Genomic DNA, 12,558 nt, shown 5'->3' on the forward strand with positions numbered 1-12,558 from the left:
GACAACGCCGATATCTAGTTCAACCCCAACTTCCCCCGCAACATCGACAAATCCTCAGCCAGTGTATTCACCGGCCCGACCAGCGCTTTGCGGTCGCTGTCCTTCACCTTGTCATACGTTTCAAAACCACCCCCCGTAGTTTTGTACTTGGCTAACGTCTTGTTCACCGTAGCGAAGTTCTTGTCGACTTTGGCCATGAATGCCGCGTCTTGCTTCTCGATCTGCGGACGGAACAGGTCGACGATTTTCTTCGCGCCGTCGATGTTGCCCTGGAAATCATAGAGGTCGGTGTGGCTGTAGCGATCTTCCTCGCCGGAGATTTTGGTGGCGGCCACTTCTTCAAGCAGCGCAGCGGCGCCGCCGACGACTTTTTCCGGTGGGAAGGTCAGGCCGGCGACGCGGGTTTGCAGGTCTTTCACGTCTTTATTCAAACCGTCGGCCAGCTCGTCCAGGCCCTGGGTGCTGTTCTCCGAGAACAATGAGTATTCGATGCGGTGGAAACCGGTGAAGTCTTCGGCCTTCACGCCTTTTTCGTGGTCGTCGACCCGCGAGTCGATGGACGCATCGAGGTCACTGAACAACTCGGCAATTGGTTCGATCGACTCGTAATAGACGCGGGTCGGTGCGTAGAGCTTTTTCGCGGTGGCCAGGTCGCCTTTTTTCACTGCGTCGGTGAACTGCTGAGTGTGGTTGGCCAGTTCGTCCAGTTGTTCGGTGACGTAGATCTTGTAATCAGAGATCGGCCCCACCAACTCCAGCGGCGCCGTCGCCGCGAAAGCCGAAAACGGGGTGTTGAGCAAACCAAGGGTCAGCAGTAACGCGAGGGGCGACTTTTTCATGGGGCGGTTCCGTGGAGTTGTAAGGATCAGACTGAGGCTTTGGGTTGTGTGGCGTTGAGCAGCGAGCGGCCGATGAAGTCCTTGTCGCCGGTCACACCCGGCAGGGTGAAGAAGTACCCGCCGCCAACCGGTTTCAGGTATTCCTCCAACGGCTCGCCATTGAGTCGGGTCTGCACGGTGATGAAGCCTTTTTGCAAATCCGCCTGGTAACAGATGAACAGCAAACCCATGTCCAGCTGACCGTTTTTGTTCACGCCGTTGGAGTAGTTGAACGGTCGGCGCAGGATCAGGTTGGCCTGGGTTGCGGCGGTGCGCGGGTTGGCCAGGCGGATATGGGCGTCGAGTTTGGTCAACTTGCCTTCCGGGTCTTTGGCGTAATCCGGGACTTGGGTTTCATGCGCACCATCCATCGGTGCACCGGTGCTCTTGACCCGGCCGATAATGCTTTGCTGTTCTTGCAGCGGCGTGCGGTCCCAGCGTTCGACGAAGTTGCGGATGATCCGCACCGCCTGGTAGCTGCCGTTGACCGCCCAGGCCGGTTCGTCGCTGCCGGGCTGGACCCAGACGATGCGGTCCATGGCCTTGGCGTCGTTGGAGTCGGGGTTGGCCGAGCCGTCGCGAAAACCCAGGAAGTTGCGCGCGCTTTGCGCCGGCACACCGGGTTTCGTCGGGGCTTGCGGCGGCACGCTGCCTTCCTGTTTCCAGCGCACCAGTAACAGGTCTGGCAGGTTTTTCACGATGTCGCGCAGGGCGTGGATGTTGGTGTCGGCGGTGTTGGAGCAGAACTGCAGGCTCAGGTCGCCGTGGCAGCAGTCGGCCTCCAGTGCGTCGTTGGGGAAACCGACCATGCGGATCAGCCGCTTGGGCTTGGCGCCGGCCAGACCGAAGCGCTCGTCGAACAGCGACTCGCCCACCGATACGGTGATGGTCAGGTTGTCCGGTGTGACCACCGGGCCAAGAATCCCCGAATCCAGCGGCGGCAGTTTGGGGTCGACCTGCGCCACCGGACCGCCTTGCATCAGGAACGCGATACGCTCGTTGAGCGTGCGAAACAGCCGCTCCAGATCTGCGCGGTCGCTGGCCAATACGTCGAACGACACCAGCATGCCGGATGTTGGGCGCGGGGTGACGATGCCGGTCTGGTGCGGGCCGTGGAAGGCGTGGCGGTCCTCGGTCTTGTCGCTGCTCGGTGCTTCGGTGACTTGCGCGGGGCTGGCGGCCATGGCCGGGCAACTCAGGGCCGAACCGGCTATCGCCACACCGGCGGCTCCCATACCCATCAATACGCGACGGCGTTGTGCTGAAAACTGTTCTGAGTCGTTCATTTGTCTGAGGTCTTCTGCTTACAGGCCGGAAAGGCCAAGGGCGGGATCGATTCCATCGAGTGCATTGGCCAGAACCTTGGCCTTGTCGGCGATACGTTTGCGCTGTTCGGCGCTGACAGTGTCGTAGCTGGCGTAGCCATCCTTGACCTTGAAACCGTTGAGTTCGGCGTCGAAGGCCGTGACCGCGCTGTCGATTTTCGCCAGTAGTTCAGCGGCAGATTTGCTCAGCAATGGCCGCAACAGGTCGACGACTTTGCGGGTCGCGTCGAGGTTGGCGGCGAAACCGTTCAGGTCGGAGTGGCTGTAGCGTTCTTCTTCGCCGCTGCTGGCGCGTACCTCGGCGAGGCTGTTGAGGTTGCGCACCAGCATGCTCACCAGTTGTTCCGGTGGCAGCGACTGGGCCAGCAGTTGCTGTTTGAGATTGGCGACATCGATGCTCAGGCGTTGTGCAACAGGCGTCAGACCGTCGAGGTTGCGTTGTTGGAACAGCGCGTATTCGAGGCGGTGGAAGCCGACGAAGCCCGGATCCTGCTCGCGCTTATCGAAGTAATCGGCGCGGGCGTTGATCGCGTTGTCCAGCTCCGCCAGGCGCTGGGCTGCTGGAGCCAACCGTTGATAGGCTGCGCGAGCCGGCACATACAAGGCTTGCGCCTGGCTCAGGTCGCCGGCCTCGATCGCTTGCTCAAGCGCGGCGACGGCTTTGATCAATGCGGTGCTCTGGCTGCTCAGGTACACGCGAAATTCCGACAGCGGGCCAATGAACGCCACCATCGATGGACGCGCCTTGGCTGCGGCATCGGAAGCGGCGGTCGGGGTGACATGCAAGGTGCCGCGCGGGTTGCTCAGCAAGCCGCAGGTGATGGCGTAGTCGCCGGGCAACAGGTTGGCGTTGATCACCTGGCTCAGGCCAGGGGCGATGTTCTCGCGCTCTTCGACCACCAGCACGCCGTCAAGAATTTCCCATTCGACGGCACGGTCCGAGCGGTTGACGATACGGAAACTGGTGCGACCGGCCGGAACCGTCAGCGCATTCGGTTCACAACTGTGGGGGTGAATCGTCACCAGCACTTCATCGTGATTAGCCTGGCGTTTGGCTGCAGCCAATTTCGAGGCGTAGTAGAACAGGCCGCCGGCGGCGATCATCACGATCACTGAGCCGGCCACCGCCCAGCGCAAGGCGCGCGGAGGGGTAACCACTGGAGGAACAGGCGTTGACATGGAAGCCCTTACTGGCTGGAAACGGAGGAGGGTGTTTGCGCAGACGCGGCTACGGGAGCTGGGAGAAAAAACATCACCAGTGCCACCAACAGATAAGTCAGATATGCCCCGAGGGTGCTGACCGTCGGTGCGTCCTGGTAACCGAACATCCCGGCCAGCACCGAGCCCAGCGGGCCGTCCATCGGCAACGTGGCACTGAAATCGAAGAGCACGGTTTGCAGGTGATTCCACACGCCGGCTTCATGCAGGGCTTGCACCGAGTTGGCGAGAATCCCGGCGGCCACCACCAGGATGAACAAACCGGTCCAGCGCAAGAACGCCGAGAGATTCAGGCGCAGGCTGCCGGTGTAGATCAGGAAGCCGACGATGATCGCCAGGGCCAGGCCGAGCAGGGCGCCGAGCGGTGCGGCCGGGCCTTCGCTTTGCTGGAACACGGCGAGCAGGAAGAACACCGTTTCCAGGCCTTCCCGGGCGACGGCGAAAAACACCATGGCGATCAGCGCGGTCACTTGATGCCTGGAGCCGGTCAGCGCTTGATCGAGGGAAACGTGCAGCGAATGCTTGATCGAACGCGCCACCTTGCGCATCCAGAACACCATGGAACTAAGAATGCCGACGGCCAGCAAACCGACCACACCTTCAAACAGCTCTTGCTGCTTTTGCGGGAATTCAGCACTGACCAGTTCCAGGCCACCGCCGACCAGCAGGGCCAGCGCGGCGGCGAGGAATACGCCGACCCACACTGCCGGCATCCATTGGCCACGACCGGTCTGCTTGAGGTAACTGGCGATAATGCCGACGATGAGCGCGGCTTCGATGCCTTCGCGCAGCATGATCAGAAAAGGAACGAGCATTCAGCACCGGGGAGTCATTAGATAGGGTGCTAATTTGTAACATGATGAAACTCATTCTCATATGTCAATAATTGACATTTGCCTGAACCTAAGCTGAACGCATTGTTAAAGCGTCATCTAAAGCAGTGAGTTCACCCGATCGTTGTAGACCTCGATCAACTGATCGTAGCGACGGCCGATTCGTTCGAAGTCATCACTCAACTGTTGCGGCGAGGCCTTGGCCGCCCAGTCGTCGTGCAGCTTGTTAACGGCATCCAGATAGTGCTTACCGGGCGAGCGCACATAGTTCCAGATGTTTTCCGGGTAATCGGCGTTGCTGGTTGCGGAGTTGGCTTGCATGTAACGGCTGCCGTCGTCCCAGGCCTGTTGCAGGGGGAGTGTTGCGTCGCTTAGATCACTGGCGGTAAAGGTGCGATCGCGAACACCGTTGTCGAGCTTGAGCATGAGGGTTCGCGCTTCCAGCATGTAGGTGAGGATGTGCGCGTACTTGAGTTGATCCCGGGTCTTGAGTTGCTCAAGCTGAACCTTGCGCAACCCCAGGTCCTCGGCACCAAGCTCACGGCGTAGTTGGTCAGAAGCGTTCAGGTAGTCATTGACGAGAGGAATAAACAGATTGTCGCGCTCGGCCTTATCCGCAGGGCTGACTGAATAGAGGGGCTTGGAGTTGAAAAAGTCGAAGCTCCTGGCAGCTTCGTTGGCGGCCGTCAGAGTCGTTTCAAAGCGATTTTGCAAGGCTAGCAACTCAGGTGCCGATTTTTGAAGATTGTCCTTTTGCAGCGTGTTCAACCGACAACCATAAGCATCGTGGACGCTTGGGTAGTTGAGCTGCTCGCGAACGCTGACCATCTGGTCGAAGTCTTCGGGAAAGCGCTTTTTCAAGGTTGGATCGACTGGGCGGTCCCGCTTCAGGTAGTTGGTGTATGCATGACGCCAGCGACCGTCGACTGAATTGAGGCAGGAAATCAACGGGCGAAGGGCGATGGACTTTTCTCGCTCGGCGAGGTCGGGTTGATGGATCCAGCGCTGAATCGGGGTCAGAAGAGTGCTTTGATGCTCTCTCAACATTCCGAGAAAGGTGATTGTCAGCACGGCGGTAATTGCGATTGCCTTAACGCGTTTGTTCATCGTTGCCCCTCCTGCGCGCCTGATTGCCCATACCATTGCTCCCGGGTGGGGGCGATCCGGCATTCCTGACGACTGTCGAGGGGGCCACTGCAACTGCGTTTGGGAAAAGGTTGCAATCCTTGATCCGGCCCCATCAACTGACTTCTGGCAACGATGTAAAACAGGAGCGTCAGACCAATGACCCCAATCATCAGAGCAATCGACGGTGCGGGTCCCAAGGCGGGTCGCCGAACCTTGGGGGGCTTGATGTGCAGCGTTTCTGGCCAGACGACACGGCTCAAAGCACCTAGCGTCAGTAGCACCACGATGTAGCTGACAAATGCCGGCGCGCCACAACAGGCCCATGCCCAGGCCCCCATCAGCCAGCAGGGCAGCAACTCGCGCAGCACCAGCGGTGCAGGGCGTCTGAAACTGAATCGAGGTGAAACAGCGCGACTCAAACGCACGTCCAATGACCAGAGTCGGTCCGCCATCGGGCGCCAGATCCACAGCAATGCCGCGCCGGGCGTAGCCAGCACGCACAGCCAGAACAACATCGCGGCAAAGCTTGCACCGATACCGGATCGATCACTGAGGTATTCGACGGCTGCCCAAGTGAGCGATGCGCCAAACAACCCGGCAAACATGGGCCAGGCCTGGAGGGGCTGAACGAGGGGCTTCCAGAAATACGGATCGCCGTTTGGCATTTCGCGGCATCGCGCCGGGGCCAGGCGCTGGAGCTTCGCACTAAGCATGCGGCAGGCATTCCAGTCCGCTTCAAAAAAACGCCGTGCGAAGGCGCTTCGCTCGGCGTCGGTCATCGGCGTCAGTAACAAACATGCTGCGCGGCTCTGGGGCTCACGATCATTCAGGACGGCCAGGCGTTCCAGGGTTTCAATAAAAACCTGACTATCTCGGCGCTGTAACAGTGCCGTCCAATAAGGTGGCGGGCAACGCCCTTCGGTTTCGGCTTCGTTCGCGGCGGCGTCCCAGTGCTGATGTGTACACAGCGTTTCGAACACGTGCGTAGACCAAAAGCTCGAATCCACCAGTAAGCGAGCCAAGGTTTCATTAAACCAGTCGTGGCGTTCGAATGGCTGCAACCAGTCGGCTTGTTTGAGCGCCAGAAAACGCTCGATGAATGCGTCGGCCTGGCCAGCGTCAAGCAACTCGCGCAAGCACTTTTCCACATGATTGCAGTAAGCGTGAAGCAGCAACTCAAGCGCTTGCGGTGATAGATCCAGGCGTTGCCAGGCGCTGAACCAGTTGAACTGCTCCAGTCCCCAGGCTGCCAGCAACATTCTGTCGTCGCGCGGTGACAGGCACATCATCAGCAACTGATCTTCGAACTCCCGGCTGCAGTGAGACACGCGTGCTTGCGCCAGACGTTCATCGAGTCGGTCTACCGTAACGTCTTCCAGTAACTGCTCCGCCCGTCGCGTTCCGGCGTGCTGCTCGAACTCTATATGTTCCAGCTCGAAACTGAGCCCTGCGTCAAACGAGGGTGCAGGTGGCTGCAGTTCAACCGTGGGTTCGCGCTGACTGAACGACGGTATCGCCGGTTCGCGGCGGCTCCATTCCATCGCCTGCTCGTAAGCTTCGCGCAGACGCTGAAAACCGCTCGGGTCTTCATCCGGACGGTGTACTTTGAGCAGCGTTGCGTATTGGCGTTTGATGCTGCGTGAATCGGCATCGGCTTCCAGCCCCAGAATGGCCCAGCAATTCATCGCCACAGGCCTTGTTCCAGTTCATCGAGCTGTTGCGTCAGTTGCAGGCGCAGATCGCGTATCGTTCGTTCGTCCTGAGTGTCGAGTATTTGCTTGAAGCGGTTGGCCATGTGATCGAGCCGTTGGCGCAAATCGCCGAGGCTTTCCTGATACAGCCGCTCAAGGCGCGCAGTCAGCAGGCTGTTGACCTGTTGTTCACGCGGATGAACCTTGAGGTTGGCCAGTGCGGCCAGGCGTTGCTGGATCTCTTTGGGGGCGAGTACGCCGGGATTATTTTCGATCACCAGCGTCCGGCGCTCGCCGGTGCTTTGTATCAGTGCCTCGGCTTCGAGCAGGCCGTTGTTATCGTAAGTGAAGCGTACGTCGATGCTGATCTCGCCAGCTCGCGCCACTGGCACTTCAATTTCCATTTCACCCAGGTGGATGTTTTCTTTTACCCAACGACTTTCGCCCTGAAAGATCTTCAGCAGCACGATACGTTGACTATCACGAAGAGTGCAGACCGTTTTGACCCGGCTCACGGGGACCACACAGTTTCGCTCGATGATGGGCAGGTAATGACCCGATTCCACGCCTTCGCCCACGCTGATCGCGGTTTCGATGCCAAGGGTGTATGGGCAAACGTCGGTCAATACCACCTCTTCGAGTGCAGCATCCCGAGCCTTGAGGGCTGCTTGCACCGCCGCACCCAGCGCAATCGATTCGTCAGGGTTAAGCGCAATCGAAGGAAACCGGCCGAACAATCCGGCGACCATCCGCCGGATCATCGGCATGCGGGTCGTGCCGCCCACCAGCAGGACTTCGTCCAGCTCCGATGGCCGAATGCGTGCGTCGCGCAGTGCGGTTTCGATCGGTGTGCGCAGGCGCACGAGCAGCGGCGCGTAGAGTTCGGCCAACTGCGTCTGGGTGAACGTCTGCTCCCATTGACCGGCGCCATGGCGCAGGACGAAGGTCGCGCTGTCGGCCTGGCCAAGGGCATGACGCACGCGCTCGGCTTCGCGACGCAGGCGATGGGCGATATTCGGTTCCGTCAGTGAAGGCATGTCGCGATGGTTGGCGTGTGCTGTGACAAAGGCCTGAACCAGCACGGTGTCGAAGTCTTCCCCACCGAGAAAATTGTCGCCCGCGCTGGCGCGCACTTCCATGACGCCGTCGAACAGTTCGAGGATCGACACATCGAAGGTGCCGCCACCGAGGTCGAACACCAGAAACGAGCTGGCGCTGTCGCGCTGATGCAGTCCGTAAGCGAGGGCCGCGGCTGTCGGTTCGTTGATCAGCCGTTCGACCTTGAGGCCAGCCAACTCGCCAGCGATTTTCGTGGCTCTGCGTTGAGCGTCGTTGAAATAGGCGGGTACGCTGATCACCGCTTCAGTGACCGTTTCGCCATAACGGCGTTCGACGTCTTCCTTCAGACTGCGCAACACCAGTGCCGACAGCTCTTCCGGGCGGAACGAACGGGTGCCGAGACGAAGTTCATGAGCACTGCCCATGTGTCGCTTGAACAGTGCCGCCGTCAGGTGTGGATGAGTCTGCAAACGTTCCTTGGCAGCCTGACCGACCAGCACCCGGTTCTCGTCGTCAAGGCCCACCACGCTTGGGGTCAGCAGACTCTCCAGGGCGTTTGGAACCAGTTCGGGCGCGCCGTTGCGCCAAACGGCAACCAGGCTATTGGTGGTGCCCAAATCAATGCCGACGATCATAACGTTTACAACTCCATGTCCATTCGGGAATTCCCGGCAACAGCCTATCGGCCACAAAACCGGGTAATTGAGCCGGTTTCGCGCAAGACTGGCTTTTTACTCTGTGCTGCCTAAGATGGCCAACAGATTAACCAGTACACCCGAGTGACGTTTATGTCGGAAAAGGACACCATCTCCATTCAACTGGTGCGTGAAGCGCTGCTGCAAAGTTGCGCCCCGGGCGCCGCCACCGTAGAGGTGTTGAACAAGGTCGACATCGATCCGGCGCTGCTGGACAGCACCGACGCCCGTGTCCCGGCCACCGCCTATGCGCGCCTGTGGCGTTTGCTGGCCCGGCGTGGGGACGATGAGTTTTTTGGCATGGACCCGCGCAAGCTCAAGTCCGGCAGCCTGGAGTTTCTCTGTCGCTGCTCCATGGTTCAGCCAAGCCTGGCCGCCGGGCTGACCTCGGGCCTGAGCTTTCTGTCGTTGATGCTCGAACGCCTGCCCGCACAACTTGTTCGCCAGCAAAGCCTGGCGGAAATCGTCCTGCTGGAGGACGACGAAGAACCGCGCCGTGCCTTCACCTATTTCACTTACTGGATGATCGTGCACGGCGTCGCCTGCTGGCTGGCGGGCCGACGGATTCCGATCCTGGCCATTGAATTGCGCTGCCCGGAGCCGGATTTTTGCGATGACTATCGAGTGATGTTTTCCGAGAACCTGCGATTCGACCGGCCACGCACGCGGATGATTTTCTCTGCCGATTGTCTCGATTTGCCGATCAAGCGCAGCGCTGAAGAGCTCAAGCGCTTTCTGGCCCATGCGCCGGCGAACATTCTGGTCAAGTACCGCGACCCTGAGAGCCTGGCCAGCCGGATCAAGCACGATCTGCGGCAATTGCCCGCCGAGCGCTGGCCGGAAACCGAAGCACTGGCGCAGCAACTGTGCATGTCGGCCTCAACGTTGCGTCGCCGCTTGGCCGAAGAAGGGCAGACGTATCAGGGGCTCAAGGACAGTGTGCGCAAGGAACTGGCCATCGTCTGGCTGGCCGAGCCGGCCATCAGCTTCGCTGAAATCGCCACTCGTTTGGGGTTTGCCGATGCCAGCTCGTTCTACAAGGCGTTTCGCAAGTGGTCGGGGTCCAATCCTGGGCATTATCGGAGTTTGATTCTTAACGAGGCTGACTGATCCGGATCCTGGGGGGCTGACGCCATCGCGGGCACGCCCTCGAACCTTGGCCAAACCAGTCACGCAACTTGATAGCTTTGACCATTGTCCCGCTTCCCGCGCAGAGCGAGTATTTCCCTGTTGATTACGGTTCCCCCAACCTAATAAAAATACAGAGGGATTCTGGCAATGCGCGATTACTTGTCTGCTACGTCACAGTTCAATTATCAGCACACCGTCGATGCCGCGCTCACAGGGTCGTTGACCGCGCTCAACGCCTGCGTCGAGTGTTGCGACCGGCATGCCTTGCCGGGGCGCATTGCGCTGTTCTGGGAAGGCCGCGACGGTAGCAGCGCGACCTATACTTTCAGCGACTTGCAGGACAAGGCCGCGCGCTTCGCCAATTTTCTGGTGGCCCAGGGCGTGAAGAAGGGCGACAAGGTCGCAGGCCTGCTGCCCCGCAACTTCGAATTGCTGATCACGGTGTTCGCCGCCTGGCGCATCGGTGCGGTTTATCAGCCGCTTTTCACCGCCTTCGGCCCCAAAGCCATCGAACACCGTCTGAACAGTTCCGGCGCCAAAGTGGTGGTCACCGATGCGGTCAATCGCCCGAAACTGGCTGAAGTGGCCGACTGCCCGACCATCGTCACCGTCGGTGGCACCAAGGGGCAGGGCATCGTGCGCGGCGACTTCAGTTTCTGGGCGGAACTGGCCAACTACTCCAGCGTCTGCGAACCGGTGTTGCTGACCGGCGAAGACCCGTTTCTGCTGATGTTCACCTCGGGCACCACCGGCCCGTCGAAAGCGCTGTCGGTGCCGCTCAAAGCCATTGTCGCCTTCCAGAGCTACACCCGTGACGCAGTGGACCTGCGCCCCGAAGACGCCTTCTGGAACGTTGCCGATCCGGGTTGGGCCTACGGCATTTATTTCGGTGTCACCGGGCCGATGGCGATGGGGCATCCGATCACCTTTTACGATGGCCCGTTCACCCTCGAAAGCACCTGCCGGGTGATCAACAAATACGGGATTACCAACCTCACTGGCTCACCGACCGCCTACCGCTTGCTGATTGCCGGTGGCGATGAGTTCGCCCGTTCGATCAAGGGCAAGCTGCGCATCGTCAGCAGCGCCGGCGAGCCGCTGAATCCGGAAGTGATCCGCTGGTTCGCCGACAACCTCGGCGTGGTGATTCACGACCATTACGGCCAGACCGAACTGGGCATGGTCCTGTGCAATCACCACGGCCTGGAACATCCGATCCACATGGGCGCCGCCGGTTTTGCCTCGCCGGGCCACCGCATCGTGGTGCTGGATGACGAATACAAAGAACTCGGCGTCGGCCAGCCAGGAATCCTGGCCATCGACCGCACCCAGTCGCCGATGTGCTGGTTCGGCGGTTACGAAGGCGTACCGACCAAAGCGTTCGTCGGCAATTATTACCTGAGCGGCGACACCGTCGAGTGGAACCCGGACGGCAGCATCAGCTTCGTCGGCCGCAGCGACGACGTGATTACCACCTCGGGCTACCGCGTCGGCCCGTTCGACGTGGAAAGCGCGCTGATCGAACACCCGGCGGTGGTCGAGGCGGCGGTGATCGGCAAGCCCGACCCGGAGCGCACCGAACTGGTCAAAGCCTTCGTCGTGCTCAGCCCGCAATACCGTGCCGAACCTGCGCTGGCCGAAGAGCTGCGGCAACACGTGCGCAAGCGTCTGGCGGCGCACTCGTACCCCCGTGAAATCGAATTTGTCAGCGAATTGCCGAAAACCCCAAGCGGCAAATTGCAGCGCTTTATCTTGCGCAACCAGGAAATCGCCAAGGCTCAAGAGGCCGCCGCGAAGAACGTTTCAGCTTGAATCCAAGGAAACAATGATGCAGATCGAAAACAAGGTTTTTCTCGTCACCGGCGGTGCTTCCGGCCTCGGTGCCGCCACCGCTGAAATGCTGGTGGCGGCCGGTGCCAAGGTGATGCTGGTGGACATGAATGCCGAAGCCGTCGCGGCGCAGGCTGCACGTCTCGGCGCGCAAAGCGTGGTAGCCGACATCAGCAATGAAGCGGCGGCAGAAGCGGCGGTGCAGGCGACGGTCAAAGCGTTTGGCGGCCTCAATGGCCTGGTCAATTGCGCCGGTATCGTCCGTGGCGAGAAGATCCTTGGCAAGACCGGCCCCCATGCCTTGTCCAGTTTCAGCCAGGTGATCAACGTCAACCTGATCGGCAGTTTCAACATGCTGCGCCTGGCTGCTGCGGCGATTGCCGAGACCGAAGCCGATGCAGACGGCGAGCGCGGGGTGATCATCAACACCGCATCGGTGGCGGCCTTCGACGGCCAGATCGGCCAGGCCGCGTATTCGGCGTCCAAAGGCGCGATTGCCAGCCTGACCTTGCCTGCCGCCCGTGAACTGGCGCGCTTCGGCATCCGCGTGATGACCATCGCACCGGGCATTTTCGAAACGCCGATGATGGCCGGCATGACCCCGGAAGTACGTGATTCACTGGCTGCTGGGGTGCCGTTTCCGCCACGCCTGGGCAAGCCGAGCGAGTACGCCGCGCTGGCCAGGCATATCATAGAAAACAGCATGCTCAACGGCGAGGTGATCCGTCTCGACGGTGCCTTGCGCATGGCCGCCAAATAAGGAGAATTTG

The 12,558-nt window shown here is 60.2% G+C and carries 10 protein-coding genes; 3 read left to right on the forward strand and 7 right to left on the reverse strand.

Translation table 11 applies throughout. From position 1 onward, the window contains the following. Positions 1 to 14: 14 nt before the first annotated feature. The 7 genes from efeO (AF70_RS04855) to AF70_RS04885 all read right to left on the reverse strand — a co-directional run bounded on the left by efeO (AF70_RS04855) (position 15) and on the right by AF70_RS04885 (position 8,767). Entirely contained in the window at positions 15 to 839 is an 825-nt protein-coding gene (efeO, locus tag AF70_RS04855) for an iron uptake system protein EfeO (protein WP_028940634.1), read from the reverse strand. Positions 840 to 865: 26 nt separating this feature from the next. After that, on the reverse strand, positions 866 to 2,164 hold the full coding sequence (gene efeB, locus AF70_RS04860) for an iron uptake transporter deferrochelatase/peroxidase subunit (protein ID WP_028940633.1): 1,299 nt from the start codon (positions 2,162 to 2,164) through the stop codon (positions 866 to 868). An 18-nt stretch (positions 2,165 to 2,182) separates the two neighbouring features. Continuing rightward, positions 2,183 to 3,382, reverse strand: a complete 1,200-nt coding sequence (gene efeO, locus AF70_RS04865) for an iron uptake system protein EfeO (RefSeq protein ID WP_028940632.1) — start codon at positions 3,380 to 3,382, stop codon at positions 2,183 to 2,185. An 8-nt stretch (positions 3,383 to 3,390) separates the two neighbouring features. Next, positions 3,391 to 4,236, reverse strand: coding sequence for an iron uptake transporter permease EfeU (efeU, locus tag AF70_RS04870; RefSeq protein WP_028940631.1), 846 nt, complete (start codon positions 4,234 to 4,236; stop codon positions 3,391 to 3,393). A 117-nt stretch (positions 4,237 to 4,353) separates the two neighbouring features. Then, positions 4,354 to 5,361 carry a DUF3829 domain-containing protein gene (locus AF70_RS04875; protein WP_028940630.1) on the reverse strand — a complete coding sequence of 336 codons (1,008 nt, stop codon included), beginning with the start codon at positions 5,359 to 5,361 and terminating at the stop codon, positions 4,354 to 4,356. After that, positions 5,358 to 7,067, reverse strand: a complete 1,710-nt coding sequence (locus AF70_RS04880) for a J domain-containing protein (RefSeq protein ID WP_169342464.1) — start codon at positions 7,065 to 7,067, stop codon at positions 5,358 to 5,360. Before AF70_RS04880 ends, AF70_RS04875 begins: the two co-directional genes overlap by 4 nt. Then, the gene (locus AF70_RS04885) at positions 7,064 to 8,767 is read right to left on the reverse strand and encodes a molecular chaperone HscC (RefSeq protein WP_028940628.1); all 1,704 of its coding nucleotides are present in this window, start codon (positions 8,765 to 8,767) and stop codon (positions 7,064 to 7,066) included. The genes AF70_RS04880 and AF70_RS04885 overlap by 4 nt, the downstream gene beginning before the upstream one ends. A gap of 153 nt (positions 8,768 to 8,920) precedes the next feature. Between AF70_RS04885 and AF70_RS04890 the strand changes: the two genes are divergently transcribed. From AF70_RS04890 to AF70_RS04900, 3 genes are all read left to right on the forward strand, one after another. Further along, positions 8,921 to 9,937, forward strand: a complete 1,017-nt coding sequence (locus AF70_RS04890) for an AraC family transcriptional regulator (RefSeq protein ID WP_028940627.1) — start codon at positions 8,921 to 8,923, stop codon at positions 9,935 to 9,937. A gap of 168 nt (positions 9,938 to 10,105) precedes the next feature. Then, positions 10,106 to 11,770 (forward strand): AMP-binding protein, encoded by a 1,665-nt coding sequence (locus tag AF70_RS04895; protein WP_019578845.1) that lies wholly within the window; start codon positions 10,106 to 10,108, stop codon positions 11,768 to 11,770. Between the two features lie 16 nt (positions 11,771 to 11,786). Continuing rightward, positions 11,787 to 12,548: an SDR family NAD(P)-dependent oxidoreductase gene (locus AF70_RS04900; RefSeq protein WP_019578846.1), complete on the forward strand. Its 762-nt coding sequence runs from the start codon at positions 11,787 to 11,789 to the stop codon at positions 12,546 to 12,548. Positions 12,549 to 12,558 lie beyond the last annotated feature (10 nt).

This window comes from Pseudomonas sp. KD5 (assembly GCF_012932895.1).
Lineage (GTDB): Bacteria > Pseudomonadota > Gammaproteobacteria > Pseudomonadales > Pseudomonadaceae > Aquipseudomonas.

What these genes read in the sequence shown, in the direction of transcription:
- efeU (WP_028940631.1), bottom strand. Translation starts at nt 4,236, where the DNA reads ATGCTCGTTCCTTTTCTGATCATGCTGCGCGAAGGCATCGAAGCCGCG.
- AF70_RS04885 (WP_028940628.1), bottom strand. Translation starts at nt 8,767, where the DNA reads ATGATCGTCGGCATTGATTTGGGCACCACCAATAGCCTGGTTGCCGTT.
- efeO (WP_028940634.1), bottom strand. Translation starts at nt 839, where the DNA reads ATGAAAAAGTCGCCCCTCGCGTTACTGCTGACCCTTGGTTTGCTCAAC.
- AF70_RS04890 (WP_028940627.1), top strand. Translation starts at nt 8,921, where the DNA reads ATGTCGGAAAAGGACACCATCTCCATTCAACTGGTGCGTGAAGCGCTG.
- AF70_RS04880 (WP_169342464.1), bottom strand. Translation starts at nt 7,067, where the DNA reads ATGAATTGCTGGGCCATTCTGGGGCTGGAAGCCGATGCCGATTCACGC.
- AF70_RS04895 (WP_019578845.1), top strand. Translation starts at nt 10,106, where the DNA reads ATGCGCGATTACTTGTCTGCTACGTCACAGTTCAATTATCAGCACACC.
- efeB (WP_028940633.1), bottom strand. Translation starts at nt 2,164, where the DNA reads ATGAACGACTCAGAACAGTTTTCAGCACAACGCCGTCGCGTATTGATG.
- AF70_RS04875 (WP_028940630.1), bottom strand. Translation starts at nt 5,361, where the DNA reads ATGAACAAACGCGTTAAGGCAATCGCAATTACCGCCGTGCTGACAATC.
- efeO (WP_028940632.1), bottom strand. Translation starts at nt 3,382, where the DNA reads ATGTCAACGCCTGTTCCTCCAGTGGTTACCCCTCCGCGCGCCTTGCGC.
- AF70_RS04900 (WP_019578846.1), top strand. Translation starts at nt 11,787, where the DNA reads ATGCAGATCGAAAACAAGGTTTTTCTCGTCACCGGCGGTGCTTCCGGC.